This is a genomic window from Streptomyces sp. NPDC087906 (assembly GCF_055584925.1).
In genome coordinates this window covers 107,976-133,068 of sequence record NZ_JBVJLC010000002.1, presented here as the reverse complement: position 1 = coordinate 133,068, position 25,093 = coordinate 107,976, and the positions used below count along the sequence as shown (strand labels likewise).

Genomic DNA, 25,093 nt, shown 5'->3' with positions numbered 1-25,093 from the left:
CCGCTGACCGCCTCCTCGGGCTCCTCGGGCCTTTCCCCCTGATGGGGCGGGGCGGACGGGGTGGGGCGTGCGAAGCGCGCACACCGCGTGCGTGTGCTTCCGCACGCCATGAGGCGTGGCGTTCCCGGTTCCGGGCGGCAGGGCAGGGATAGCGCGTCGGTGGGGCCCTTCCCGCCGGGGGGTGGGGTGCGCGGATGCCGGCGGAGCACGCGGATGTGATCGTGGTGGGGGGCGGCGCCATAGGCATGGCGTCCGCCTGGGAGGTGTCGCGGCGCGGACGCACGGTCATCGTGCTGGAGCGGTTCGGTACGGGACACGACCGGGCGAGTTCCGCCGGTCTCGAACGGCAGTGGCGGCTCCAGTACAGCGAGGAGCAGTGGTCGCGGCTCGCGCTGGAGACCCTGCCCCGCTGGCACGCGCTGGAGTCCGCGGCAGACAGGCGGCTGCTGCACCGGACGGGCAGCCTGTGGTTCGGCCGGGTCGGGCTGGCGACGAGCGAAGGGGAACTGCACACGGCTGCCGCCGTCCTGGCGCGTCTCGGCGTGCCGTACGAGTGGCTGTCGGCGGCCGACATCGAGTCCCGCTTCGGCTTCGCCCGGCTGCCCGCCGACCATGAGGGCTTCCACCAGCGCGACGGCGGTGTCATCGACGTCAAGGGGACGGTCGAAGCGCTCTCCCAGTTGTGCGCGCGGGCGGGTGTGCGCGTCCGCGAGCAGGAGCGGGTACGGGCCGTCGAGCCGGACGGCGAGGGCGTCACCGTACGGACCGACTCCGGCACCTACCGGGCGGATACGGTGATCGTGAACGCCGGCGCGTTCGCCAACGAGCTTCTCGCACCGCTCGGTTGCCCGCTCGATCTGCATGTCTTCCGGATGAGTTCCGCGTACTTCGCCCGGCGCGCGGCCGATGTGGACCTGCCGACCTGGTACGCCTTCCTCGCCCCGGAACAAGGCGACGGCAACGGCTCCTTCTACGGATTCGGCCACAACCCGTGGACCGGAAGCGATCTCGTCAGGGCCGCTTCCGATGCCGAACGGACCGTCAAGGACGAGGATCCGGGGGCGCCCGCCGTCCCGGACGGTGACGACCTCGGCAGCGCCGCCCGATGGGTGCGCGAGCACATCCCCGGTCTTGTGCCCCGGGGCGTGCGGGCGGGCAGTTGCCTGGCGGCGCTGCCCACCGACCCCGGGCGCCAGTTCTACCTCGGCACACTGCCCGCATCGGTGCCCGACGGTGAGCGGGTGGTGGTGCAGTCGGCGGGATGGGCCTTCAAGTTCGTGCCGATGTTCGGCCGGATCTGCGCCGACCTGGCGGTCGACGGCCACAGCGCCCACCACGATCCCGCGCTGGCCCTCGCATGACCGGCCTGGCCGGAGCCGTACGGGTCAGCCGGTTCAGCGGCCCGCGTGGCAGCCTGCTCCATCTGGCGCTGGCCACCGGCGACCCGGCGTACCCGCTGCCCGCCAACGGCGGACTGCGGGTGGTCTGCGGCGGGTCGGTTCCCGATCCTCGGGGCCTCACTCGCCGGCTGGCCACCGAGATGCTGCTCAAGCACCAACTGCACCGCACCGGCTTCTGGGGAGCCAAGATGCTGGTGACGGGTGCGGACGTGGTCGACGACGAACTGCTCGCGACGGTCGCGGACGTACTCAACAGCCGCGCCGGCACGCTCTACACCGGCGCCGACATGGGCGTGGGCGCGGCCGACATGGAGCGGCTGTCGCTCATGACGCCGTACGTGCTGAACGCGATCGGCAGCCGCGTCGAACCCAACACCGCCACCGCCTTCGGTGTGCTGGGCGCCGTCGAGGCCTGGGCCGGCGGCCCGGTCGCCGGGCTGCGCGTGCTGGTGCACGGCGTGGGCAAGGTGGGCGCCGTACTGGCCACGGAACTCGTGGCGGCGGGCGCGTCGGTCCTGACCTGCGACACCGCGCCAGGGGCCCCGGACATCCCGGGCAGCCGCCCCGTAAGGAACTGGGCCGCGCAGGACGTGGACGTCCTGATGCCCTGCTCGGTGAGCGACCTCATCGACCCGGCGCTGGCCGAGCGGCTGCGCTGCGGCGCCGTCATCGGCTCGGCCAACGCCGTACTGGCCGACGAGATCGCCACCGCCGGAATCCTGCACAGCCGCGGCATTGACTACGTGCCGACGCCGCTGGTCAACGCCGGTGCGGTCATCGTCGACTCGATCGAGCACTACGCGCGCGACGCGTTCGGCGCCGCGCCGCCCGAGCGGGTGTACGCGTTCGTCAGGCAGACCGTACGCGCTGCGGTCTCCGACCTGATCGCCGCTGCGGCGGGAACCCTGTCCTCGTCGGCGATCCCGCACCAGGTACCCGATCCGGTCGCACGGCCGTTCTGCGGTCTGCGCTTCCTCCCCAGCGGACCGGCCATGACCAGTGATCGAAAGGTGGGACGATGACCGTCGATGCGGTGCGCACGACGCTGGAGGCCGTGAGATGACGTCCCCGTACGGCGACACCGTGGACGCCGTTCGCGCGGCGCTGGCTCAGGGCCGGGCCGCGGTGCTGCCCAACCCGGACCCGCTGACGTACGTCGTCGCCGCCACGACCCCGTACGCGGTGAACCGGGCCAAGGACCGCCCCGCCGACCAGCCCGTCGCCCTGTGGAGCCACCATCCCCGCACAACCGACCTCGTCCTGCGGGCACTTGACCTCACCCCGCAGGCCGCCCGCACGGCCCGGTCGCTGCTCACCGACGAGCGCGTGACGCTGCTCGCCCCGGTGCGTCAGGACTGTACGCCGCCGGCCTGGCTGGAGCCGGCGACCCACGCCGGGTGGACCCTGCTGTTCGGCGTCCGCTGGGCTCCTGTACTGCCCGTCCTGGACGACCATCCCGTGCTGTACGTGAGCAGCGCCAACCGCACCGGCCGGCCCCCGGTGCCGACGGCAGCCGCCGCCCGCGCCATGTTCCCCGACCACGTTCCTGTCCTCGACCCCGACACCCTCCCCGGACATACCCCGGCCGGAAACACCCCGGACACCGCCGACGCAACGCGCCGCGCGGCGACCACGACGATCCGGCTGCATCCCGACGGCCGCGTGGAACTGCACCGCTCCGGCGCCCAGGACGGCGCGCATCCCGACCCCGCCGCCTATCTGCGGCATCTGCGTGCCCGGGTGGGGTGAGATCAGCGATCAGCGCTCGTAGACCCCGGTCAGCCGCCCTCGGCCGAGGACGGTCGCGGTGACGGCGGGCAGAAGCGCACGGGGCCGTGCCCGGTCCACCGGCGTCCCGGCCGGACCGCTGTCCACCGGGGCGGAGAGGGCGAACAGCTCGAAGACGTAGCGGTGCGGACCGTGGCCTTTGACGGGCGCGGGACCGTGGTAGCCGCGGCCGACGGTGGACCGCAGCACCCGTACTCCAGCTCCTGGCTTCCGCCCGGCCAGGGCGCCGGCCTCCAGGTGCCCGGCCGCCGCGTCGATCAGGGCGAGGCAGTGCACGGCCGGCTTGCCCATGGGGACGTCGATGTCCTCGACAACCAGCAGGAGTTGTGCCGTGCCGGCCGGCGGCGCGCTCCAAGCCAGCTCGGGAGACACGTCTGCACCGCCGATGTGCTTCGCGCACTGCTCCAGCCGCAGGGAGCCGCCGTCGTCGAAGTGCCGGCTGGTGAGCGTCAGCAGCTCAGGGCCGCGCAGGTTGGGCAGGTGCCACGCCAGGTGCGTCTCGCCCGCCCTGCGGTTCTTCAGGAGTCGGCCGAGCAGGCTCATCGCGTTGCCCCGGCCTTCTCGACGACCTCGGCGGTGGTGGCGGTTTCGCCGAGCTTGGGAAAGACGCGTTCGACGCTGTGCCGGTGCGCTTCGGTGTCGGGGTCGGTCATGGCGTCGGTGGCCAGCACGACGTGGTAGCCGTGGTCGGAGCCCGAGCGCGCGGTCGACTCGACACCCGAACTGGTCGAGATCCCGGCGAGCACGATCTGGGTGACGCCCAGATCCCGCAGGAGGGTGTCGAGCCCGGTGTCGTGGAACGCGCTGCGCCGCCGCTTGGTGACCAGGTGGTCGGACGGCTGTACGTCCAGTTCGTCGATGAGGTCGGCCCAGCCGGCCGGCAGCGCTGCGCCGCCCCTGGCCCGGCCGTCGGTGCGTCCCGGCGCGCGTCCGGTGACGTTGACCAGGACCACGGGCAGATCGCGCCGCCGGAACTCGGCCGCCAGGCAGGCCGCTTGCTTGACGGCGGCGGTGACCGCCGGGTCGCTGTGGGCGGACACGATGCCCTTCTGCAGGTCGATCACGACCAGCGCGGGGGTGGGATCGAGCGTTGTCAGTGTCACGGTCGTTTCTCCTGTGGGTGTCGGCCGGTTGCCGGGGCCGGTGCGGCCTTGTGCGGTCCTGGGGCGTTGGCGGCGGTGCCCGTGCCGCGTAGCAGAGACGCGACGGCGGCGAGAAAGGCGAGCGTCGCGCCGAAGGCGAACACGACGACCAGACCGGAGTGGAAGGGGCCGGCGATCAGGGACGGGAAGAACTCCCGTCCGGTCAGGGTCTGTTGCTGCGCCGCCGTCAGACGGTCCAGGGCGCCGGTGGGCTGGAGCAGGTGCTGGACCGGGTTGACGCCCAGTTGGGCGGCGAACAGCGAGGAGACCGGGGGCAGATCGCCGACCTGGCCGGCGATATGGGCGGGTACGCCTTGCTGTCGCAGTCCGCCGGTCAGGGTGTGCGGCAGGCTGCTGGCCAGTCCGGCGATCATGAGGGAGAAGAACACCCCGATCGAGACGGCCGTCCCGGAGTTCTGGAACGTGGCACGCATCCCGGAGGCGACACCGCGCAGGTGCGCGGGCACACTGCCCATGATCGAGGACGAGTTGGGGGAGGCGAACATACCGCTGGCGACCCCGTTGAGCGCGATCAGCAGCGCGAAGATCCAGTAACTGAAGTCGATCGGCAGGACCATCAGCCCCAGGAAGCTCGCGCCGAACAGCAGCGCACCGCCGGTGGCGAGCCCCCGGGAGCCGAGCCGGTCCGACAGATAGCCGGAGACGGGCCCTGCGGCGAGGAACCCGGCGGTCAGCGGCAGCATGAAGATGCCGGCCCACAGCGGTGTGTCGCCGTAGTCGTAGCCGTGCAGCGGAAGCCAGATGCCCTGCAGCCAGATGATGAGCACGAACTGCATCCCGCCGCGGCCGATCGAGATGGCCAGGCCCGCCAGGTTGCCGAACGTGAAGGCCCGCAGCCGGAAGAGGCTCAGTTGGATCATCGGCGCCGCCACGCGGTTCTCGATGACGACGAACGCCGCGAGGAGCAGGAGCCCGCCGGTGATCAGCACGTCGACCAGCGGGTTGGTCCAGCCCATGGTGTGTCCGCCGTAGGGCTGGAGGCCGAAGGTGACCGCGACCAGGACCGCGCTGAGGCCCACGGCGAAGGTGATGTTGCCCCACCAGTCGATCCGGCCGCCGCCGCGCGTTCCGGTCTCCCGCAGGGTGCGGTACGCCCACAGCGTGAAGAACACACCGACCGGCACGTTCACCCAGAACACCGCGCGCCAGTCCCAGGCGGCGAGCAGACCGCCGGCGACCAGGCCGATGAACATCCCCGCCAGGGCGGCGACCTGGTTGATGCCGAGCGCGAAGCCGCGCTGTTCGTCGGGGAAGGCGTCGGTGAGGATCGCGGCCGAGTTCGCGGTGAGCATCGAGCCGCCGACGGCCTGCACGACCCGCCAGCCGATCAGCCACATCGCTCCGTGACCGCCGTCGAACGGGTCGAAGGACAGGAGGACGGAGGCGAAGGTGAAGACCGCGAACCCGGCGTTGTAGATCCGGACCCGGCCGTACATGTCGCCCAGCCGGCCCACCGTGACCACCAGAACGGCCTGGACCAGCCGGTATCCCATGATCATCCACAGCAGATACGCGATGTTGCCCGGCGCCAGGGGATCGAGATGGACGCCCCGGAAGATCGCGGGCAGCGCGATCAGCACGATGGAGCCGTCCAGCCCGGACATGAAGACCGCGGCGGTGGTGTTCGTCAGCGCCGTCCACTTGTACCGGTCGTCGTCGACCGGGCCGCGCGGGGCACGGGTTGGGGGAGGGTCCGTCATCGGCCTGCTTCCTCGGGTGTTCCGTCGGCGTCAGATGTTCTGGGCCAGCCGCTCCAGCAGCGGCGCCGCCGCCGCGAGGTGCGCCAGCTCGGCCTCGGTGAAGGTGCCGCCGGTCAGGGCGCGTGCGATGAGTTCGGCCCGCGCGTTGCGCTTGTCCTTCAGCGCCTGCCGGCCGGCGTCGGTCACGGTCAGTACGACACGCCGGCCGTCGTCCGGGTCCGGCCTGCGTTCCACCAGGCCGCGCTCCCGCAGCGTACCGAGCGTCGCTCCCATGGCCTGTGCGGTGATCTGCACGTCCCTGGCCAGCGCGGACGAGGTGGTGGGACCCGACCGGTCCAGATGGGACAGGGCGGTCCGCTCGGGCATCGTGAGCCCGCCGTCGACCGGTACCTGCCGCACCCGCCGCACCAGCACGCTGAGGCTCGCCAGCAGGGCGGCGGCGACCGCGTCCGGGTCCAGATCATCGCTCATATACTAAGGCTACTTTATAAGTTGACCTTAGTACATTCATCCGGTCCTACCGGGGTCGGTCACGAGCCGTTCGAGATCCCGTCGCCGAGGGCCCACGCCTCGATGTCGCGGTAGCGGACCGGGCCGCCGTCGCGGCCGGCATTGCTGCCGACGAGATGCAGGCGCGACGCGGACCAGCGGCAGCCGGTGAATTCGGACAGTCGTCCGGCGATCTCCGCCGCCGAGGATCCGTCGCCCCTGCGGGCACGGGCCAGCGTCAGATGCGGCCGCAGCGGCCGGTCCTCCAGGACGACACCGCGGTCCTTGACGGCGCCGCGCACATCGGCGGCGAGCTGATGCAGCTCGTCGAGGTCTCCGTCGATTCCGCTCCACAGCACCCGCCCGTCGAAGGTCCCGCTGCCGCGCAGTGCCAGGCGCGGTGGCGGGTGCCCCGCCGCGAGAGCCGCGAGCGGCGACCGCAGGAGCGACACCGTCCCGATGGGCACCTGCCCGAGGAACGCCAGCGTGATGTGCCAGTCCTCGACGCGGTTCCATCGCATGTCAGGGTGCGTGTCGTAGGCGGGGCGCAGCTCCCGGGCCAGTTCCTCCTTGGCGTGGTCGGGCGGGGCGAGGGCGATGAACACGCGAACGGTCGCGGGCCGAGTCTGATCCTTCACACCGGACTTCGTACCGCATCCGGAGCGCCACCGGAGTGTTCCCCCCCCGTGGACCGGCGCGCACGGCGCACCGGTGCGGGCGTCGGCGTGTCCGTTCGACTCCGCACGCCCTACCGGCGGCCACGGACCGGAGGCAATGATGAGCAGACCGTAACGGACCCATTCGACTCCGCATAACTGCCGCGTGGCCGGGCGGACATGCGGTGGAAGGAGTGCCACGTTGTTGCTTCTCATCTCCCCGGACAGCGTCACGGAAGCCCTCGACTGCGCGAAGGCGGCGGAACATCTCGACATCGTCGACGTGAAGAAGCCCGACGAGGGTTCGCTCGGCGCCAACTTCCCGTGGGTGATCAGAGAGATCCGTACCGCGATCCCGGCGGGCAAGCCCGTGTCCGCCACCGTGGGAGACGTGCCGTACAAACCAGGCACGGTGGCCCAGGCGGCGCTCGGCGCGGTCGTCTCGGGAGCCACGTACATCAAGGTCGGCCTCTACGGATGCACCACGCCCGAGCAAGGCGTCGACGTCATGCGAGGCGTCGTGAGGGCGGTGAAGGACTACCGGCCGGACGCGTTCGTGGTCGCCTCGGGTTACGCCGACGCCCACCGGATCGGCTGCGTCAACCCGCTGGCGCTGCCCGACATCGCCCGCCGCTCCGGCTCCGACGCGGCCATGCTCGACACCGCGATCAAGGACGGCACCCGGCTGTTCGACCACGTTCCGCCCGAGGTCTGCGCCGAGTTCGTCCGGCTGGCGCACGAAGCCGGCCTGCTCGCCGCCCTCGCCGGCAGTGTGAAAGTGGGGGACCTCGGCACGCTGACCCGGATGGGTACGGACATCGTGGGGGTGCGCGGGGCGGTGTGCGAGGGCGGCGATCGCAACACCGGAAGGATCCGGCCGGAGTTGGTGGCCGCCTTCCGGGCGGAGATGGACCGGCACGCCCGGGAATCGGCGGCCGTCGCCGCCGCGAGCTGACCCCGGCATGCCGGCGCGTCAGCCCCGCCACGCGACCGCGATCCGCGGGGAGCGCTTCGCCGTCGTCGATCCGGCGACGGGCGAGCCCTTCGAGGACGCTCCCGACCAGCACCCCGACGAGTTGGACGCCGTCGTCGGCCGGGCGCACGACGCCTGGCGGGTCTGGCGGACCGACCGCGTCGCCCGCGCCGCCGCGTTGCTCGCGGCAGCCGACGCCGTGGAGGCGGCAGGCGCGGACCTCGCTCCGCTGCTCACCAGGGAACAGGGCAAGCCGCTCGCCGAGTCGCGTGCGGAGATCGCCCGTACGGCCGCCCGCTTACGGCACTTCGCCGAGCCGGCCCCCGGCCCCGAGCCGATCACGGACGGACGGCCGGTGCGCAGCGAGGTCCGCTGGCGACCGCTCGGGCCCGTCGCCGCGATCGTCCCGTGGAACTTTCCGCTCCAACTCGCCTCGGCGAAGGTCGCGCCCGCGCTCGCCGCGGGCAACACGGTCGTGGTGAAGCCCTCGCCCTTCACACCGCTGGCCACCCGGCTGCTGATATCCGTCATCTCCACCGCCCTGCCCGACGACGTGCTGACGGTCGTCACCGGTCGGGACCCTCTTGGCGCCCGGCTCGCCACCCACCCGGGGATCCGCCATGTGACCTTCACCGGTTCGATCCCCACCGGACGGGCCGTCGCCGAGGGCGCGGCGGCGGCGCTTCGCCGCGTCACCCTGGAGCTGGGCGGCAATGACGCCGCCATCCTGCTGGACGACGTCGATGTGGAGCGGATCGCCGACCGGCTGTTCTGGGCGGCGTTCCGCAACTGCGGCCAGGTCTGTATGGCGGTCAAGCGCGTCTACGCCCCGGCCCGGCTCTACTCCGACGTGGTCGAGGCGCTCGCGCAGCGCGCGAAGAGCACCGTCGTCGGAGCCGGTCTGGCGCCGGACACCCAGCTCGGCCCCGTCAACAACGGACCCCAACTGGCCCGCGTCGAGCGCTACACGGCCCAGGCCCTGGCGGACGGCGCGCGAATCGCGGCCGGCGGCCACCGGCCGGACCGGCCGGGCTACTTCTACGCACCGACGGTCCTGGCCGACGTCCCGCCCGACAGCGAGGTGGTGACGGAGGAACAGTTCGGCCCTGTGCTGCCGGTGTTGCCGTACGGGAGTCTCGACGAAGCCGTCGCGGCGGCCAACGACACCCCGTTCGGGCTGGGCGGTTCCGTATGGGGCACCGATCTCGACCGGGCCGAGGCGGTGGCCGACCGGCTGGAGTGCGGGACGGCATGGATCAACCACCACGCCGAACTGTCCCTCGCCCAGCCCTTCGCCGGCAGCAAGGACAGCGGTCTCGGTGTCGCGGGCGGGAAATGGGGGCTCTACGGAAACCTCAGACCGTTCGTCGTGCACCGCCCGGAGGAGGCATGACGCGGCGCTTCGCAGCGGCGGTCCTGCGCGGGTACGAGAGCCGGTTCACCCTGGAAGAGGTGGCCCTGGACACAGCCCCGGCCGACGGCGAGATCCTCGTCAGGATCGCGGGCTGCGGAATGTGCAGGACCGATCTCGCGGTCCGGCGCTCGGCGGGCCGTTCGCCGCTGCCGGCCGTGCTCGGCCACGAGGGCTCCGGCGTTGTGGAGGAGACCGGCGGCCCGAACACCGGCCTGAGCAAAGGCGATCACGTCGTCCTGAGCTTCGACTCCTGCGGTGGCTGCCGGAGTTGCCTGGACGCCGCCCCCGCCTACTGCGACTCCTTCGCCCCGCTCAATCTCTTCGGAGGGCGCAAGGAGAACGCCGCGCGGTTCACGGACGCGTCCGGGATCGCACTGGCCCCCCGGTGGTTCGGCCAGTCCTCCTTCGCCGAGTACGCGGTGGTGGCGACCCGCAACGCCGTCCGCGTCGACCCCGCGCTGCCCGTCGAACTGCTCGGACCGCTCGGCTGCGGCTTCCTCACCGGCGCGGGAGCGGTCCTCAACTCCTTCGGCGCGGTGCCCGGCGACACCCTCGCGGTCCTCGGCGCCGGGGCGGTGGGGCTGGCCGCCGTGATGGCGGCCACCGCCTCCGGAGCGGTGGTCGTGGCCGTCGACCGGCACCCCGAACGGCTCGCCCTCGCCGAACGGTTCGGCGCCATCCCCGTACCTGCCGCGTCGACCGACCTGCCGGGCCGCATCCGGCAACTGACCGACGGCGGGGCGCAGTACGCCCTGGACACCACGGCCTGCGCCCCGCTCATCAACGACGCGCTGCGCTCCCTGCGCCCCACGGGCCGGCTCGGCCTGGTGGCACGGCTCCACTCGGCGCTGCCGCTCGAACCGGGGGCACTGGACCGGGGCAGGACGATCTCGCACATCTGCGAGGGCGACGCCGTGCCCGGCCTGCTGATCCCGCGGCTGACCGCGCTGTGGCAGGCCGGTCGGTTCCCCTTCGACCAACTCATCCGTACGTACCCACTGGCCGACATCAACGAGGCCGAACGCGACTGCGAAGCGGGCCGGGTGGTCAAACCGGTCCTGCTGCCCTGCGGGAGCGGCCCCGCTCCCGATCTCAACTCGCCCGTCCGAAGGAGGACATGTGGTCAGCACAACGTCTCGTAGCCCCGGCGTGGAAGGGGTGGAAGGAGGTGTGGGTGTGACGGCTCTGCTGGTCGCCGCAGCACGTGCGATCGAAACCCACCGCCACGACACCCTGGCGCAGGACGCCTACGCGGAGCACTTCGTGCGCGCCGCACCGGCGTCCGCCCACTGGCCCGTACGCATCCAACAGGTCGCTGACGGCGACGCGAACCCGCTGTGGGGGCGGTTCGCGCGGTACTTCGGTCTGCGCACCAGGGTCTTCGACGACTTCCTCCTCCGCTCGGTGCATGACAACGACGCCCGCCAAGTGGTCCTGTTCGGCGCGGGGTTGGACTCCCGGGCGTACCGTCTCGACTGGCCCCCCGGCTGTGTGATCTTCGAGATCGACAGGGAAGGCGTGCTGGCCTTCAAGCACCGGGTCCTGGACGGGCTGTCGGCCACCCCGCAGGCGACGCGCGTACCCGTCCCGGTCGATCTGCGCGCCGACTGGGTGGGCGCGCTGGCCGACGCCGGCTTCGACCCGGCCGCACCGAGCGTCTGGCTCGCCGAGGGGCTGCTGTTCTACCTGCCGACCGCGGCCGAGACGTATCTCCTCGACACGGTGGACCGGTTGAGTACGCCGGGAAGCGCCCTGGCCTTCGAGGTCAAGCTCGACCCGGACCTGCTGGAGTACCGCGACAGCCCGCTCTACACCTCGACGACCCACCAGATCGGCATCGACCTGCTCGACCTGTTCGACCCGGCGCCGCGGCCCGACTCCGCCGGTGATCTGGCGCGCAAGGGCTGGTCCACCTCGGTCCGCACCCCCTACGACTTCACCCGCCAGCACGGACGCGGCCCGCTGCCCGAGCCGAACGACGCGCTGGCGGGCAACCGCTGGGTCTTCGCGGACAAGCCCCGGCCGTAACGCCGCCGCAGCGAGGGGACGGGTGTGACGGCTGTGGCGTACAAGCCGGCGGCCCGAAGCCCGTCCAAGCGGATTGTTGCGCGACTCCTTGACGCCGGATGACCGGGGTTATAGACATCACCCTGCCTGAGAGCGCTCTCACGATGTTCCACGCTGGACGCGGCTCCACCCGGTCTCCACCCCCCATCTGGTGCATCGCGAACAAGGAGAACGCACATGTTCCGCAGAAAACCCTTACTGTCCCCGGCGCGCGCCGCCCTTGTCACGCTGACCGTCGGCGCGCTGAGCCTCGCCGGTCTGACCGCAGCCGCCTCGCCGGGCGCCGCCGCACCCGCGCCCGTCGGCGCGTCGGCGCAGGCGGCGCACCCGGCCGCCGTACCGGCCCCCGCCGCGGTCCCCGCCCCTCCCGCCGGGTTCACCACCACCTGGAGCGACGACTTCAACGGCGCCGCCAACACCGGTGTCGACACCGGCACATGGAAGTACGACACCGGCCCCGGCAGCAGCTTCGGCACCGGCGAGATCGAGACGATGACCAACAGCACGGCCAACGTCTTCCACGACGGCAACGGTCACCTCGTACTCAAAGCCCTGCACTCCGGCAGCGATCCGGGCGCGGGCTGGACGTCGGGACGCATCGAGACCCAGGCCGCCACCTACGGCGCCCCGGCCGGCGGTGTCGTGATGATGCAGTCGTCGATCCAGCAGCCGAACGTCACCACCGCCAACGGCGCCGGGTACTGGCCCGCGTTCTGGATGCTGGGCGCCCCGCTGCGTACCGGCATCCCCTGGCCGACCTCGGGCGAGGTCGACATCATGGAGGACATCAACGGCCGCAGTTCCGTCTTCGGGACACTGCACTGCGGCACCAACCCGGGCGGCCCGTGCAACGAGAGCACCGGCATCGGCAGTGGTGAACGCGCCTGCTCCGGCTGCCAGACCGGGTATCACACGTACGCCGTGCAGATCGACCGGTCGGTCTCGCCCGAGCAGATCCGCTGGTACCTCGACGGTACGAACTACTTCACCGTCAACTCCACCCAGGTGAGCGCCTCCACCTGGGCCAGCGCCGTCGACCATCCGTTCTTCATCATCTACGACCTCGCCATGGGCGGCGGTTTCCCGGCCGCGTTCGGCGGCGGCCCCAACGCCGCCACCGTCTCCGGCGGACAGATGAACATCGACTACGTCGCCGTCTACAACAAGGCGCCCGGTGGCGGCGGCAGTTCGACCAACCTCGCGCAGGGCAAGCCCGTCACTGCCTCCTCGACCGAGAACGCCGGCACCCCCGCCTCCGCGGCCGTGGACGGCGACAACGGCACCCGCTGGTCCAGCGCCTTCAGCGACCCGCAGTGGCTGCGGGTCGACCTCGGCGCCACCCACTCCATCAACCAGGTGAAGCTCAACTGGGAGGCCGCGTACGGCAAGGCGTTCCAGATCCAGACCTCGGCCGACGGCACCAACTGGACCACCGTCTACTCGACCACCACCGGAACCGGCGGCGCCCAGACGCTCAACGTGACCGGCTCCGGCCGCTACGTCCGCGTCTACGGAACGCAGCGCGGCACCGCGTACGGATACTCGCTCTACGAGTTCCAGGTCTTCGGTAGCTGATCGATCCGGGCCGGCAGCCCGTCGACCCGCCCCGTGATCCCTGGCCCCCCGCACCTCGGGGGGCCAGGGCTTCCGCTGTACGGGGGGCGTCTCGACCATGATCACCACAGGCTCGGGGTCACCAGGGAACCACCCCGTCGTCCTCGAAGAACGAACCGGTGGGCCCGCCGTCGGGCAGCGTCGCGAGCCGGATCGCGGTGGCCGCGCCCTGCTCGGGGGTGCGCGGGCGATCCAGCAGCTCGAACGGCGCCTCGGCGTCGCCCTGCTGGACCGCAACCGCAGGGCGTGTCGCTGACCGGCGCCGGAGAGGTGCTGCTGTACGAGGGCGCCGCCGCGCTCGACGCGGCCATCGCCGCCGTACGCCGTGCCCGCCGGGCCGGCGGCGCCGGCGGTCCTGGCGGCCCCCGCAACCGCCTGGTGCCGGCGGTGAAGGCCGCCGCCTCCCACGAACTGCTGCAGAAGCTCCTCGCCGCCTACGCGGCCGAGCCCGACGCCGCCGAGATCGAGGTGCTGCCGAGCGGCATGTGCGAGCAGGAGGCGATGCTGCGCGACGGACGTGCCGACGTGGCGCTCATGCACGCGCCGTTCAACTCCCTCGCCGGGTTCGACAGCGAGGAACTGATGACCGAGGGGCAGATCGCCATCCTGCCCGCCGGGCACCCGCTCGCCGCGCGCACGACGCTGACCCTGGCCGACATCACCGACGTACCCGAGCTGCCGCTCGCCCGCTGGCCGCGCCACGACACGTACCCGCCGGGGCCAGGACCCGAGATCCACGACCAGACGCAGTTGGCCCAGCTCATCGCCCTCGGCCGCACCGCTGCCGTCTTCCCCGAATCCGCCCGCGCCTGGCTCTGGGCCGAACACACCGGAGTCCCGCTGACCGACGCGCCCCCCGTGGTCACCGACATCGCCTGGCCCGCGCACAGCCGCTCGGTGGCGCTCGCCGGTCTGGTCCGCACGGCCACCCAGCTCTGACCGGCGCAGATCCCTGAAATACAGCGCAGACCGCCGCCGGCGGAGCTGTGCCCGACTGCACGCACGGCACCGCGTCGTCCAATGTTCGCCTCTCCTTCGGCCTGGCGTGTCCGCCCCCTCGCTCCTCACGGTTCTCATCGTGACCTGTTCGGACACCCGGCCGAAGCGGTCCCTGGCCGGGTCGTCGCCTTCGTCCCGGTGAGGATCAATGAACCAAGCACGCACGGCAGTCCGGAACACCTCGGCCCCGTCCCGTCGTCCCAACCGTCCGCGTGCCGCGCTGATGACGGCCGCGGTCCTGGTAGGGGCCACCTCGCTGTGCGCCCTCGGCAGCGCCCAGGCGGCGACGCCCGGCACCACCCTCGCCGCGGCGACCCGCACAGCGGTCACATCCCACTGGACGACGCAGCACGTGGCCCGGGGCGTCGAGGTGCGCACCGGCACGGTGACGAACGCCGAGGCGGCGCCCGCCTGGACGATCACCGTGCAGGCGCCCACCACCGGACGGCTCTCCGGCGCGGCCACCTGGGCGACGGTCGGTCCGCGCTCCTGGGCCGACACCACGGCGGAGAAGCTGCGCGCGACCGGCTTCGCCCCGCGCGTCGACCGGATCGACTGGCCGGCGTACAGCGACACCCCGCACGGCCTCATGGGCCTGCGCGTACGCGTCGGTTCGTACGCCACCCAGGCCGAGGCGGCCACGGCGGCCCAGGCCGTCACGGCCGCCGGTTTCCACCCCGCGGTGGAGTGGACCGGCTACGACGCCGACCAGCGGGCCGACGTGGAGAACCTGCACGTCGCGATCGTCGACCCGGACACCTTCACCGGTACGGTCACCGGCACCCACGACGGCAGTGTGACGCAGCGCGGGACCACCTCGTCCGTGGCCGCGAAGCTGCGCTCGCTCGTCGGCGTCAACGCGGGCTTCTTCGTGACCTCGGACAGCGACGGCGTCCAGGGGATCCAGTCGGGCATCGCCGCCTACGACGGGCGCCTGGAGTCGATGGCGGCGGGCGCGCGCGCCGCGCTCGTCCTCACCGACGGCGGTCGGCACGCCCGCATCACCGACCTGACCAGCACCGCCGTCGCGCGGGTCGGTGGCGCGCGGTACGCGGTCGAGGGCATCAACCGGGTACCCGGCACGGTCCGGGACTGCGGGCGCCCCGGCGGCACGCCGAGCGAGCGGCCCTGGCAGGACGTCACGTGCCACAAGACCGACGATCTGGTGCTGTTCACACCGCGGTTCACGGCAGCCCTGCCCACCGGCGCGGGCAGCCAGGCCGTGCTGGACCGCGCGGGCAAGGTCGTCTCGGTGGGCGCCCGCGGCGGTGCGGTGCCCGACGGCGGTTCGGTGCTCCAGGGCATCGGGTCCGCCGCCGACTGGCTGACCGCCCACGCCACCCCCAAGAGCCGGGTCGACGTCGACGAGACCGTACGCGACGAGCGCGGCCGCAAGGTCGTCCTCGGCAAGGGCGACAGCATCGTGAGCGCCGCGCCGACCCTGGTCGAGAACGGCCGCGTGAGCATCGACGCCGCCGCCGAGGGCACGGTGGACCCCAAGGACCTCTCGTTCGGCTACGCCTGGGCCAACACCCGCCAGCCGCGCACCATGGCGGGCATCGACAGGCACGGCCGGCTTCTCCTGGCGACGGTGGACGGCCGGCAGGCCGGCGGCAGCGAGGGCTTCACACTCCAGGAAGCGGCCGAGTTCATGCGCTCGCTCGGCGCTGAGCAGGCGCTCAACCTCGACGGCGGCGGCTCCACCGCGATGGCGGTCAACGGCACGCTGGTCAACCGCACGTCGGACGCCACCGGCGAGCGGGCGGTCGGCGACACACTCCAGGTGCTTCCCCGCACGCGTGGCTGAACCCTTCCCCCCACATAAACACGCAACGCCGCCGCCCCGCCAAGTCGTCGCGGGGCGGCGGCTTTCGCGTGACCATGCTGGCCTTTCCGTTCCTGGCACCGGCGGTAAGAGGTCACGCCGCGAACCGCAACGCGGGAACGCCATAGGCTGCACGCGGCAGTCGGCCCCGACCAAGGAGCACCCCTCATGTCATTCCCCGCCCCACCGCCCCCGTATCCCGACGCCTTCGGCCCCGAGGAGACGCCCGCCCCGCACGCCCTGCTGGCGCCGGTGGCCGGACTCCTGGGGACATGGACCGGCCGGGGCCGCGGGGGATACCCGACGCTCGCGGAGGACTTCAGCTACGGCCAGGAGGTCACCTTCAGCCACGACGGCCGGCCCTTCCTCCACTACGAGGCCCGCGCCTGGCTGCTCGACGCGAACGGCACCCCGCTGCGACCGTCGGCCCGGGAAAGCGGCTGGTGGCGGCTGCAGCCCGACGGGCGGGTGGAGGCGCTCATCACCCAACCCACCGGCATCGCGGAGATCGCGACCGGCCAAGCGGACACCGAAGCCGTCGACCTGACCACCCACGAGGTCGCCCTCACCCCCACCGCCAAGAAAGTCAACGCAACCCGCCGCCGCTACCACCTGGCGGACGACGGCACACTGCACTTCACCCACGACCTGGCGGCCCTGGGCCAACCGCTACAGCACCACCTGTCGGCCCAACTCCGGCGCGTGGCATGACGACCGGTAGTTCGCGCACGGCACGGCTTCTCGGTGAGACGACCCATCGGAGATCACCGGGGAGGCACCGGAGCGAGACCGCCGGGAAACGGCGCATCAGGGAAGTCACGGCCACACTGTTCTCCAGGCGGGCAAGAGCCGCGCCGGGGCAGTAGTGGGGGCCATGGCCGAAGGCCAGGTGCGTTTCCTCTCGGGAGGGGTCAAAGACGTCGGGACGGTCGAACCGCCGCGGATCACGGTTCGCCGACGCCCAGGAGAGCCAGACCCGGTCCCCGGCGGCGACCGTGATGCCGCCGACGCGAAGACGCTCCGTCGCGAACCTGCGGACCGAAACCATGGCCGGTGAGTTCCAGCGCAGTGCCTCTTCCGTCAACGCGTGGGCGGACAGGTCGCCCGCCTGGAAGCATGTGCCGCATGGCCGCACGGGACTGCTGAGCCGAGCCGGCCGCAGGGCTGAGGAGCGTGTTGGTCCACGACCTGAAGTCGGGCCGGTGCTCCTGGGGGACTCCCAACAGGCCGCAGATGACATCCATGGACAGCGGCAGCGCGAAGTCGGCCACAATATCCGCATGTCGACGTGACGACACGTCGTCCAGCAGCCGATCGGCGACCTGCTGGACATCCGCCCGCATGGCCGCGACGCGGCGCGCGGTGAAGGCGCCGTTCACCAGGCGTCGCAGCCGCGTGTGGTCCGGCGGATCCGTATTGAGCGGGTGGGCGTCGAGTTCAGGCGGCATGGAGCTTCCGTCAGGTCCGGACGTACCGGCATGGCGCTTGTCGACGGAGAGCCTCGGATCCTTGGCGGCCTCGCGCACCTCCTCGTGGCCGGTGACGAGGAGGACGGGGAGGCCGTCCGGCGTCTCGGCCCGGTGGACCGCACCCTCGCACCGCAGGGACGCGAAGGACGCATGCGGGTCCGAGAAGAAGTCCTCGTCGAGGAGGACGGGAACCTGAGTCGACATGACGCCCGAGCCTACGGGGCCGGGCCGGGCCGGGCGTGGGCGCGGGCAGCGGGCGTGGGCGCGAAAAGCGTTGGCCGCCGTGCGGGCCCCACCGGCATGCTGTCCGGATGTTGATCAGGGAAGCCACAGCCGACGACTGGTCCGCCATCTGGCCCTTCTTCCACGAAATCGTCGCCGCGGGCGAGACCTTCACCTACCCGCTCGACCTCGGCGAGGACCAAGGCCGCGACTGGTGGCTGCTCGCGCCGCCGAACCGTACGGTCGTCGCCGTGGACGACGCCGGAACGGTCCTCGGCACGGCCAAGATGAACAACAACCAGATGGGCAACGGCGCACACATCGCGAGCGCCAGCTACCTGGTCGACCCGGCGCACTCCGGACAGGGGGTGGGCCGGGCGCTGTGTGCGTACACGGTGGACTGGGCGCGCGAAGCCGGCTTCCGGAGGATGCAGTTCAACGCGGTGGTGGAGTCGAACGCACCCGCCGTGCACCTCTACCGGTCCCTCGGATTCGAGGTGCTGGGCACACTCCCGGAAGGCTTCCGGCATCCTGCCCACGGCTACGTCGGGCTGCACATCATGCACCGCGCCCTCTGACGGCCTAGCGGCCCAGGGGAGAGGCGTCCAGCGGCGCCGGGCTCCGGGGGAGTCGCCAGTCGCCGCCCCGGTCCTCCTTCGAGTAGCGGGCGACGAGGTCGGGGACCCGTAGGAAGCAGGCCAGCGCGGTGGCGGACTGGAACGCGGTGATCGCGCGCTGCGTCTTCGGCATCCCCAGCCGCAGGATCCGCGGATTCACCGCGGCCTGGATCGTGTCGACGAACGGCCGCAGTACGGTGTCGTAGTTCGCCAGCGCCTTCGGCAGGTCGTGCGGATGCCGGTTGATCTCACCCGCCAGGACATGCGCACCGACAAGTCCGCCCGAGATCCCCATGCCGCTGTACGGGGATGCGCAGTGCGCGGCGTCCCCGGCCAGGACCACCCGGCCCTCGGACCAGGTGTCCGTGCGCACCTGCACGATCTCCTGCGAGTAGAAGAACGGGCTCGTCCTCATGCCCGCGACGAAGCGCTCGGTCTGCCATCCGGCGTCCCGGAACCGGTCGGCCCAGAAGGCCTGTTGACGCTCGACGGACTCGCGGTGAACCGCCGACGCCTCCTCGGACTCCTCCCGCAGCACGAAGTACGCCTGCGTCTCGGTCGGACTGTGGCTGCGCCGCATGATCTGGCGACCGCCCGGGACCATGTAGGTGTCCCGGACGTTGCTGTCCGACGCGATGCGCGGGACGAACCAGTACGCCATGTGGATGCCCAGCCGCCGGTACGGATCGGTGCCCTCGGGGAGCAGCGCCCGTCGGATGCGCGATGCCTGCCCGTCCGCGCCGACCAGCAGGTCGAACTCGCCGCTCGACCCGTCGGAGAAGTGCGCGACCACCTTGTGCTCGTCCTGCTCGAAGCCGTCCACGCTCTTGCCGAAGACGTACTCCGCGTCGTCCTTCGACGCGTCGTGGAGGATGCGCACCAGGTCCCCGCGCATGATCTCGTACCCGGACGTCAGCGTCTGCCGGCCCCGCCCCGAGGTGTTGGCCATGATCGTCGCCTTGGCCCGGCCGCGCGCGTCGACAAAGGCGACGCCCGCCTCGTCCACGAGCTTGCCCCGCACGGCGTCGAGGAGCCCCATGGCGGTGACGGCCTCGATGCCCTGGCCCCGGAGGTCTACCTGGGCGCCCGAGGCGCGGAGCGCCGGGAAGCGCTCGACGACGGTCACCCGGTGACCGCCGCCCCGCGTCAACCAGAAGGCGAGCGCCTGTCCCGCGATGCCGCCACCCGCGACGAGGACCCGCAGGGACTGCCCTCCCGATATCTGTGTCATGGCCATCCGCTCCAAAATCTATCGGTGAATGGTTCCTTTTCAGAGTCATCTATCAGCGATAGATTGTCAACGTGACCAAGATGAACCGTGAGACCGTCGTCACCGAGGCGCTCGACCTGCTCGACGAGGTCGGGTTGGACGCCGTCAGCACACGCCGGCTCGCGAAGCGGCTGGGCGTCGAACAGCCGTCGCTCTACTGGCACTTCCGCACCAAGAAGGAACTACTCGACGCGATGGCGGAAGCGGCCATGGCACCGCACGCGACCGCTCCGCTGCCGGCGCTGCCCGACGACTGGCGCGCCTGGTTCCTCGACAACACACGCGGCTTCCGGCGGACCTTGCTGATGCGCCGCGACGGAGCACGGCTCCACGCCGGGACCACCCCCACCGCGGACCTCGACCGGATCGCCCGCAAGATGGACTTCCTCATCGCCTCCGGCGTGCCCGAACGCGACGCCCGGATGGCGATGCTGGCGGCGAGCCGCTTCACGGTCGGCAGCGTCCTGGAGGAACAGGCGGACACCGGTCCGGCGGACGGCGCGGATCAGCCGGCCGGCACGCCGGTCATCGACCACGAGTCGGCATTCGAAGCCGGACTGGCCCTCATCCTGGACGGCCTGGCCGGTCGTACGAAGGGCTGAGCCGGGTCGCACGCGGCACTGAACCAGGCCGCGCGCCGTACGCCACCGGCGGAGCGGCACCAGCCCCGCCGGTCACCGGACTTCGCGTCGGATCAGGCGGGCTGCCAGAGTTCGATCCGGTTGCCCTCGGGGTCGGTGACCCAGCCGAACCGGCCGACGCCCGCCATCTCCTGCGTCTCCTCGGCCACGTCCGCACCCTTGGCCCGCAGTTGCGCGAGCATCGCCTCCAGGTCGCTGACCCGGAAGTTGAGCATGACCTGCTGGGTTCGGGAGCCGAAGTAGTCGGTCTCGGACTCGAACGTCGCGAACACCGTAGGCCCGGCCCCCTGCCGCCACAGGCCGTTCTCGTCGGCGTCCAGGCCCAGACAGTCGCGGTACCAGGCGTTCAGGGCCGCCGGATCGGCGGCGCGCAGGAAGTACCCACCGATTCCCGTCACACGTTCCATACCGCCATCCTGCCAGGGATCCCGGCCGAACCGGCGTATCGGCGCCTTTGACGCTCCGAGCAGCGCCCGGAAGCTGTCGCGCCTGGTCAGCGACCGTCCGCCGCAGAGGCGAACGGGCCGGTCAGGGCCGCCCATTGCAGCAGCAGGACCGTCTTCGCGTCGATGATCCGGCCGTCGCCGGTCATGGCGAGGGCTTCGGTGAAGGGCAGTTCGAGGACGTCGATGTCCTCGCCCTCCTCCTCAAGACCGCCGCCCGTCCCGGTTCGGTCGGCGGGGGTGTACGGGGCGGCGAAGTAGTGCAGCCGTTCGGTGATGGACCCCGGGCTCATGTACGCGTCGAGTACGTGCGTGAGCGGGCCCAGGGTGACCCCGAGTTCTTCGGCGGCCTCGCGGCGGACGGCGGTGTGCGGATCGTCCTCGTCGAGCAGTCCCGCCGCCGCTTCGACGAGCATGCCGTCGGGGTGGCCGTTGACGTAGGCCGGGTAGCGGAACTGGCGCGTGAGCAGGACGCAGCCGCGCGCGGTGTCGTAAGGCAGGACGACCGCGCCGTTGCCGCGGTCGTACGTCTCGCGCTGCTGCGTCTCCCAGCGCCCGTCGCGGCGCCGGTAGTCGAAGGTGGTCCGGCGCAGCACATGCCAGCCCTGCGAGGTCAGTTCGACGTCGCGGATCACCACGTCGCGGTTGCGGTCCAGCTCGCGCCCGGCCTGGTCGAGGCCGGTACGGCCGCGGTGGTCGGGGACGTCGATGCCGGGGCGGCCAGTCATGCGGTCTCCTGCGGATGCGGCGAGGGCTTGTCGTTCACGTGCGCTACCGTACATGCAGAAACGTGCAAGAACAGGAGAGAATGTGCATGCTGGCCGCTGAACGGCACGACCACCTGCTCGCTCTGCTCGCCCGCGAGGGCAAGATCGTCGCCAAGGACGTCGCCGCAGGACTGGGGATCTCCGAGGACAGCGTCCGGCGCGACCTGCGTGAACTCGCCGCCGACGGCCTGTGCCAGCGGGTCTACGGCGGTGCGCTGCCCGCTTCACCCGCGGTGGTCGACCACGCCGCCCGGCAGGCCGTCGCCCCCGACGGCAAGCGGAAGGTCGCCGCCGTGGCCGCCGCGCTGGTGCGGCCCGGCGGTTCGCTGATCCTCGACGGCGGCACCACCGCCCTCGCGGTCGCCCGCGCGCTCCCGCACGACCTCGCCTGCACCGTGATCACGCACAGCCCGACCGTCGCGGCGGCCCTGCTCGACCACTCCGGGGCGGACCTCTTCCTCCTCGGCGGCCGTATCTTCAAGCACTCGGCGGTCGCCTGCGGCGCGGCCGCCGTCGAGGCAGCGCAGAACGTCTCCGCCGACCTCTGCCTGCTCGGCGTCACGGGCGTGCACCCGGAGGCGGGACTGACCACGGCGGACGCCGAAGAGGCGGCGATGAAGCGCGCCTTGGCGGCGCGGGCGGCGGAGACGTACATCCTCGCCTCGGCCGAGAAGATCGGCACCGCTTCGCAGTACCGCGTCCTGCCCTGGCCGAAGGTCAGCGGCCTGATCACCGACGCCGACCCCCGCGACCAGCTCGTCGCGGAGATCGGAGCGCTCGGCGTGGAGATCCTGGCCGCCCGCTGACTCCCCGGTGCGGTCCGTCAACTCTCCGCAGCGGTGCGGTCCGTCAGGGCAGGATCTCGACGTACCCGTCCGTTCCGTACACCCGGATCCGCTGCCCGTCCCGGATCAGCCGCGTGGCCTGCTCGACGCCCACAACGGCGGGCAAGCCGTACTCCCGCGCGATCACCGCACCATGCGTCATCAGGCCGCCGACCTCCGTCACCAGGCCCGCGATTCCGACGAACAGCGGCGACCAGCTCGGGTCGGTGAAGGGGGTGACCAGGATGTCGCCCGCTTCCAGATCGGCCTCCGCCATGTCGAGGACGACGCGGGCCCGCCCCTCCACGGTCCCGGCGGACACCGCCAGGCCGGTCAGGGCACCGGCCGGCACGTCGTCCCGCCGGTACGCCCCGGTGACGGCCTCACCGTCCGAGGTGAGCACTCGGGGCGGTGTGAGCGCGTGGTACGACCGGAACGCCTCCTTGCGCTCCTGGACGAGCCGCCCGTCCGCCCGGTTCGCGCGTACGACGCCGTGCAGTTCCTGGAACGTGAGGTAGAAGATGTCCTCCCTCTCGGGAAGCACACCGGCCCGCACCAGGCGCTCGGCCTCCTGCAACAGAGCCTGCTTGTAAAGGAAGTAGCGGCTGACGATGTTGTACTTCGGATACTCCCGGTACCCGATGAAGGTCCTGACCCGGTCGATCATCCGCTTGGTCTCGTCGGCCTTCCGGTCCCCGTCCGGCAGGGCCCGCAGCCGGGACAGCACGTCCGCCTCCTTCGCCAGCGCCTTCTGCCGCCCCTGCTCGAAGCGCCGTCCGGCCGCGCCCGGCTCGAAGTTCCGTACGTTGTCGAGGATCGCGGGCACGAGCGTGGTGGGACGCTCGCGCCACCGCGGCCTCGTGATGTCGATCTCGCCGACGCAGCGCATGCCGTACCGGTCGAGATACGCCTCGACGGCGTCGCGCGCCGCCGTTCCGCCCGGGAGCTTCGGCAGCTCGTCCAGGAAGTTCTCGTCCGCGACGTCCCGCAGGAACGCGACCACCTCCGGCCGCGCGCGGATCACGTCGGCGACGTCGAGCAGCGCCAGTCCCATCTCCGACGTGATGTTGTCGGGGGCGGACAGCGTGAGCGTGTCAGCCGCGTTCCTCTCGCCCAGCCACTCCATCAGCTTGTCGTTGAGCCACCACGTGGCCTCCATCCCCGCCATGATCGCCTGAATGCTCAACGGGTCACTGAGGACCCGCTTGTGCTCCTCGAACGCCTCCAGCAGGAAGTCGAACAGCGCCGGTCCTGTCTTCGTCCCGATGTCGCGCTTCAGGGCGGCGGTGGACACCCGGCTGCGCTCGATCAGCTCGGTGACGACGGCCGGATCGGTCTCGATCGGCGCGGGCGCGCCACCGGCCGGCGGCCTGCCGGGAGCCGCGTCCGGGAGCGACGGGACGAAGTCCTCGCGGGCGAGGACGGTCTCCAGCGCGTCCCTGATCAGCGGATCGCCCTTGCCCATGACGTCCAGAAGTCCGGCGCGGCTCGCGGGCGACGCCAGGCGCCCGGTGACGTCCACGAACAGCCGCCCGCCGGCCTCGTGCATCGGCGCCATGGCCGTCAGTTGCCACATGGAGAGCCCCAGCGGCCGCATGGGGTCGGTCATCATCTGCCCGTGACCGACGGAGACATAGACGTGATTCTCCTGGTCGCCGCACTCGGGGACGGGGAACAGCGTCGTGATCGGCCTGCTCTGCACGATCTGGAAGTCGTCGCCGACCAGGCACCATTCGATGTCCTGCGGCCGGCCGAAGTGCGCCTCGATCCGCCGCCCGAGCCGCACGAGCCGTACGACCTGCTCATCCGTCAGCGCCTGCTGCTCCCGCCGCTGCGGGTCGATCGCCACCTCCCGCGTACCGCCGGCGGGCAGCGCCTCAACGGCACGCTCCTTGGCGGCGATGGCCTTGGCGACGACCTCGCCGTGTCGCACCGTGAAGACGTCCGGGTTCACCAGGCCGGAGACCAGGGCCTCCCCGAGACCGAAACCGGCGTCCACGGTGGCGACCGTACGGTTGCCCGTGACGGGGTCGGCGGTGAACAGGATCCCGGCCGCATCCGGGACGGCCATCCGCTGCACGACCACGGCCATGTGGACCGTACGGTGGTCGATCCCGTTCCGGCGGCGGTACGTCACGGCGCGCTCGGTGAACAGCGAGGCCCAGCACCGGCTGATGTGCTGAAGGATCGCCGCACTCCCCATGACGTTCAGATACGTGTCCTGCTGCCCGGCGAAGGACGCCGTCGGCAGGTCCTCCGCCGTCGCACTGGACCGGACGGCGTACGCGGCTCCCTCGCCGTGCCGGCCGAGCGCGCCGGTGACCGCCGCCGCGAGATCGTCCGGCATGGCGGTTTCTTCGACGGTCCGGCGGATCTCCGCGCTGAGCGTACGGATCGCCTCCCGGTCGTCCGCGTCCAGCAGCGCCAGCCGATCGAGCCGATCGCCGATCGACGGCGCCTGTGCCACGATCCGCCGGAAGGCGTTCGTCGTGACGCAGAAACCGTCCGGCACCCGGATGCCGTCGATCCGCGACAGCCCGCCGAGCTGCGCGCCCTTGCCGCCGACGACCCCGACCTGCGTCTCGTCGACCTCACGAAGATCCCGTACGTACCGCTCGCTCACCGCGATACCCCCGAGGCGGCCGTGCCCCGCGGCACCGCACCGGCTCGCCGGATCACCGGCCCCGCCGCTGATTCGACGTCACCGCGTCCCCCACACGTCGACAACACACGCACGTCGTGCCCTCATTTC

At 71.8% G+C, this 25,093-nt stretch carries 23 protein-coding genes and 3 pseudogenes; 14 read left to right on the top strand and 12 right to left on the bottom strand.

Annotation, left to right across the window (positions count from 1 at the left end; translation table 11 throughout):
* Positions 1–194 precede the first annotated feature (194 nt).
* Genes ACZ63I_RS05900 through ACZ63I_RS05890 form a run of 3 tightly spaced genes read left to right on the top strand, consistent with a single transcriptional unit; the run spans position 195 to position 3,149 of the window.
* Positions 195–1,361: an FAD-dependent oxidoreductase gene (locus ACZ63I_RS05900; RefSeq protein ID WP_469335764.1), complete on the top strand. Its 1,167-nt coding sequence runs from the start codon at positions 195–197 to the stop codon at positions 1,359–1,361.
* Entirely contained in the window at positions 1,358–2,422 is a 1,065-nt protein-coding gene (locus ACZ63I_RS05895; RefSeq protein WP_469335763.1) for a Rossmann-fold NAD(P)-binding domain-containing protein, read from the top strand. The genes ACZ63I_RS05900 and ACZ63I_RS05895 overlap by 4 nt, the downstream gene beginning before the upstream one ends.
* A 37-nt stretch (positions 2,423–2,459) precedes the next feature.
* Positions 2,460–3,149: a hypothetical protein gene (locus ACZ63I_RS05890; protein WP_469335761.1), complete on the top strand. Its 690-nt coding sequence runs from the start codon at positions 2,460–2,462 to the stop codon at positions 3,147–3,149.
* Positions 3,150–3,158: 9 nt separating this feature from the next.
* Here ACZ63I_RS05890 and ACZ63I_RS05885 read toward each other — a convergent pair whose 3' ends face one another.
* The 5 genes from ACZ63I_RS05885 to thpR are packed head-to-tail and all read right to left on the bottom strand — an operon-like array spanning position 3,159 to position 7,178.
* Entirely contained in the window at positions 3,159–3,731 is a 573-nt protein-coding gene (locus ACZ63I_RS05885; RefSeq protein ID WP_469335759.1) for a YbhB/YbcL family Raf kinase inhibitor-like protein, read from the bottom strand.
* Positions 3,728–4,291, bottom strand: a complete 564-nt coding sequence (locus ACZ63I_RS05880) for an isochorismatase family protein (protein ID WP_469335757.1) — start codon at positions 4,289–4,291, stop codon at positions 3,728–3,730. Before ACZ63I_RS05880 ends, ACZ63I_RS05885 begins: the two co-directional genes overlap by 4 nt.
* Complete coding sequence (locus tag ACZ63I_RS05875) at positions 4,288–6,051, bottom strand: MFS transporter (protein ID WP_469335756.1); 1,764 nt, start codon at positions 6,049–6,051, stop codon at positions 4,288–4,290. The genes ACZ63I_RS05880 and ACZ63I_RS05875 overlap by 4 nt, the downstream gene beginning before the upstream one ends.
* A 30-nt stretch (positions 6,052–6,081) precedes the next feature.
* Complete coding sequence (locus ACZ63I_RS05870; protein ID WP_469335754.1) at positions 6,082–6,522, bottom strand: MarR family winged helix-turn-helix transcriptional regulator; 441 nt, start codon at positions 6,520–6,522, stop codon at positions 6,082–6,084.
* Between the two features lie 59 nt (positions 6,523–6,581).
* Entirely contained in the window at positions 6,582–7,178 is a 597-nt protein-coding gene (thpR, locus tag ACZ63I_RS05865) for an RNA 2',3'-cyclic phosphodiesterase (protein ID WP_469335752.1), read from the bottom strand.
* A gap of 220 nt (positions 7,179–7,398) precedes the next feature.
* On the opposite strand from thpR, the gene ACZ63I_RS05860 reads away from it, so the two are divergent.
* The 5 genes and pseudogenes from ACZ63I_RS05860 to ACZ63I_RS05840 all read left to right on the top strand — a co-directional run bounded on the left by ACZ63I_RS05860 (position 7,399) and on the right by ACZ63I_RS05840 (position 13,225).
* Entirely contained in the window at positions 7,399–8,151 is a 753-nt protein-coding gene (locus ACZ63I_RS05860) for a (5-formylfuran-3-yl)methyl phosphate synthase (RefSeq protein ID WP_469335751.1), read from the top strand.
* Between the two features lie 7 nt (positions 8,152–8,158).
* Positions 8,159–9,562, top strand: a complete 1,404-nt coding sequence (locus tag ACZ63I_RS05855) for an aldehyde dehydrogenase family protein (RefSeq protein ID WP_469335749.1) — start codon at positions 8,159–8,161, stop codon at positions 9,560–9,562.
* A pseudogene (locus ACZ63I_RS05850) lies at positions 9,559–10,650 on the top strand (NAD(P)-dependent alcohol dehydrogenase); the annotation flags it as partial. The gene ACZ63I_RS05855 and the pseudogene ACZ63I_RS05850, both read left to right, overlap by 4 nt.
* Positions 10,651–10,702: 52 nt before the next feature.
* Positions 10,703–11,611, top strand: coding sequence for a class I SAM-dependent methyltransferase (locus ACZ63I_RS05845; protein ID WP_469335747.1), 909 nt, complete (start codon positions 10,703–10,705; stop codon positions 11,609–11,611).
* A 216-nt stretch (positions 11,612–11,827) separates the two neighbouring features.
* Positions 11,828–13,225 (top strand): discoidin domain-containing protein, encoded by a 1,398-nt coding sequence (locus tag ACZ63I_RS05840; protein ID WP_469335745.1) that lies wholly within the window; start codon positions 11,828–11,830, stop codon positions 13,223–13,225.
* A gap of 118 nt (positions 13,226–13,343) precedes the next feature.
* On the opposite strand, the pseudogene ACZ63I_RS05835 reads toward ACZ63I_RS05840, so the two are convergent.
* A pseudogene (locus tag ACZ63I_RS05835) lies at positions 13,344–13,448 on the bottom strand (dehydrogenase); the annotation flags it as partial.
* On the opposite strand from ACZ63I_RS05835, the pseudogene ACZ63I_RS05830 reads away from it, so the two are divergent.
* The 3 genes and pseudogenes from ACZ63I_RS05830 to ACZ63I_RS05820 form a co-directional block, all read left to right on the top strand.
* Positions 13,446–14,203 (top strand): annotated as a pseudogene (locus ACZ63I_RS05830) (LysR family transcriptional regulator); the annotation flags it as partial. The pseudogenes ACZ63I_RS05835 and ACZ63I_RS05830 overlap by 3 nt on opposite strands.
* A 208-nt stretch (positions 14,204–14,411) precedes the next feature.
* On the top strand, positions 14,412–16,070 hold the full coding sequence (locus tag ACZ63I_RS05825; RefSeq protein WP_469335744.1) for a phosphodiester glycosidase family protein: 1,659 nt from the start codon (positions 14,412–14,414) through the stop codon (positions 16,068–16,070).
* A gap of 186 nt (positions 16,071–16,256) precedes the next feature.
* Positions 16,257–16,799, top strand: coding sequence for a nitrobindin family protein (locus ACZ63I_RS05820; protein WP_469335742.1), 543 nt, complete (start codon positions 16,257–16,259; stop codon positions 16,797–16,799).
* Here ACZ63I_RS05820 and ACZ63I_RS05815 read toward each other — a convergent pair.
* Entirely contained in the window at positions 16,726–17,136 is a 411-nt protein-coding gene (locus ACZ63I_RS05815; RefSeq protein ID WP_469335740.1) for a cytochrome P450, read from the bottom strand. The genes ACZ63I_RS05820 and ACZ63I_RS05815 overlap by 74 nt on opposite strands.
* Positions 17,033–17,761 (bottom strand): cytochrome P450 family protein, encoded by a 729-nt coding sequence (locus ACZ63I_RS05810; protein WP_469337074.1) that lies wholly within the window; start codon positions 17,759–17,761, stop codon positions 17,033–17,035. The genes ACZ63I_RS05815 and ACZ63I_RS05810 overlap by 104 nt, the downstream gene beginning before the upstream one ends.
* Before the next feature lie 107 nt (positions 17,762–17,868).
* Between ACZ63I_RS05810 and ACZ63I_RS05805 the strand changes: the two genes are divergently transcribed.
* A complete protein-coding gene (locus ACZ63I_RS05805) occupies positions 17,869–18,357 on the top strand; it encodes a GNAT family N-acetyltransferase (RefSeq protein WP_469335738.1) in 489 nt (162 codons plus the stop codon).
* Between the two features lie 4 nt (positions 18,358–18,361).
* On the opposite strand, the gene ACZ63I_RS05800 is transcribed toward ACZ63I_RS05805, so the two are convergent.
* Complete coding sequence (locus tag ACZ63I_RS05800) at positions 18,362–19,627, bottom strand: FAD-dependent monooxygenase (protein WP_469335737.1); 1,266 nt, start codon at positions 19,625–19,627, stop codon at positions 18,362–18,364.
* 80 nt (positions 19,628–19,707) lie between these two features.
* On the opposite strand from ACZ63I_RS05800, the gene ACZ63I_RS05795 reads away from it, so the two are divergent.
* Positions 19,708–20,268: a TetR/AcrR family transcriptional regulator C-terminal domain-containing protein gene (locus tag ACZ63I_RS05795; RefSeq protein ID WP_469337006.1), complete on the top strand. Its 561-nt coding sequence runs from the start codon at positions 19,708–19,710 to the stop codon at positions 20,266–20,268.
* A gap of 92 nt (positions 20,269–20,360) precedes the next feature.
* Here the strand turns inward: ACZ63I_RS05795 and ACZ63I_RS05790 are convergent, their stop codons facing one another.
* On the bottom strand, positions 20,361–20,714 hold the full coding sequence (locus ACZ63I_RS05790) for a VOC family protein (protein ID WP_469335735.1): 354 nt from the start codon (positions 20,712–20,714) through the stop codon (positions 20,361–20,363).
* 86 nt (positions 20,715–20,800) lie between these two features.
* Complete coding sequence (locus tag ACZ63I_RS05785) at positions 20,801–21,478, bottom strand: NUDIX domain-containing protein (protein WP_469335733.1); 678 nt, start codon at positions 21,476–21,478, stop codon at positions 20,801–20,803.
* 86 nt (positions 21,479–21,564) lie between these two features.
* On the opposite strand from ACZ63I_RS05785, the gene ACZ63I_RS05780 reads away from it, so the two are divergent.
* Complete coding sequence (locus ACZ63I_RS05780) at positions 21,565–22,323, top strand: DeoR/GlpR family DNA-binding transcription regulator (RefSeq protein WP_469335732.1); 759 nt, start codon at positions 21,565–21,567, stop codon at positions 22,321–22,323.
* A 43-nt stretch (positions 22,324–22,366) separates the two neighbouring features.
* On the opposite strand, the gene rph is transcribed toward ACZ63I_RS05780, so the two are convergent.
* Positions 22,367–24,964, bottom strand: a complete 2,598-nt coding sequence (rph, locus tag ACZ63I_RS05775; RefSeq protein WP_469335731.1) for a rifamycin-inactivating phosphotransferase — start codon at positions 24,962–24,964, stop codon at positions 22,367–22,369.
* Between the last annotated feature and the right edge of the window lie 129 nt (positions 24,965–25,093).

Bases quoted from the DNA above. Each gene is read 5' to 3' on its own strand.
- ACZ63I_RS05875 (WP_469335756.1), bottom strand. From the start codon at position 6,051: ATGACGGACCCTCCCCCAACCCGTGCCCCGCGCGGCCCGGTCGACGAC.
- ACZ63I_RS05780 (WP_469335732.1), top strand. From the start codon at position 21,565: ATGCTGGCCGCTGAACGGCACGACCACCTGCTCGCTCTGCTCGCCCGC.
- ACZ63I_RS05795 (WP_469337006.1), top strand. From the start codon at position 19,708: ATGAACCGTGAGACCGTCGTCACCGAGGCGCTCGACCTGCTCGACGAG.
- ACZ63I_RS05785 (WP_469335733.1), bottom strand. From the start codon at position 21,478: ATGACTGGCCGCCCCGGCATCGACGTCCCCGACCACCGCGGCCGTACC.
- ACZ63I_RS05885 (WP_469335759.1), bottom strand. From the start codon at position 3,731: ATGAGCCTGCTCGGCCGACTCCTGAAGAACCGCAGGGCGGGCGAGACG.
- ACZ63I_RS05810 (WP_469337074.1), bottom strand. From the start codon at position 17,761: ATGTCGACTCAGGTTCCCGTCCTCCTCGACGAGGACTTCTTCTCGGAC.
- ACZ63I_RS05820 (WP_469335742.1), top strand. From the start codon at position 16,257: ATGTCATTCCCCGCCCCACCGCCCCCGTATCCCGACGCCTTCGGCCCC.
- ACZ63I_RS05855 (WP_469335749.1), top strand. From the start codon at position 8,159: ATGCCGGCGCGTCAGCCCCGCCACGCGACCGCGATCCGCGGGGAGCGC.
- ACZ63I_RS05870 (WP_469335754.1), bottom strand. From the start codon at position 6,522: ATGAGCGATGATCTGGACCCGGACGCGGTCGCCGCCGCCCTGCTGGCG.
- ACZ63I_RS05825 (WP_469335744.1), top strand. From the start codon at position 14,412: ATGAACCAAGCACGCACGGCAGTCCGGAACACCTCGGCCCCGTCCCGT.
- ACZ63I_RS05790 (WP_469335735.1), bottom strand. From the start codon at position 20,714: ATGGAACGTGTGACGGGAATCGGTGGGTACTTCCTGCGCGCCGCCGAT.
- ACZ63I_RS05840 (WP_469335745.1), top strand. From the start codon at position 11,828: ATGTTCCGCAGAAAACCCTTACTGTCCCCGGCGCGCGCCGCCCTTGTC.
- ACZ63I_RS05805 (WP_469335738.1), top strand. From the start codon at position 17,869: ATGTTGATCAGGGAAGCCACAGCCGACGACTGGTCCGCCATCTGGCCC.
- ACZ63I_RS05895 (WP_469335763.1), top strand. From the start codon at position 1,358: ATGACCGGCCTGGCCGGAGCCGTACGGGTCAGCCGGTTCAGCGGCCCG.
- ACZ63I_RS05800 (WP_469335737.1), bottom strand. From the start codon at position 19,627: ATGACACAGATATCGGGAGGGCAGTCCCTGCGGGTCCTCGTCGCGGGT.
- ACZ63I_RS05890 (WP_469335761.1), top strand. From the start codon at position 2,460: ATGACGTCCCCGTACGGCGACACCGTGGACGCCGTTCGCGCGGCGCTG.
- ACZ63I_RS05815 (WP_469335740.1), bottom strand. From the start codon at position 17,136: ATGGTTTCGGTCCGCAGGTTCGCGACGGAGCGTCTTCGCGTCGGCGGC.
- ACZ63I_RS05900 (WP_469335764.1), top strand. From the start codon at position 195: ATGCCGGCGGAGCACGCGGATGTGATCGTGGTGGGGGGCGGCGCCATA.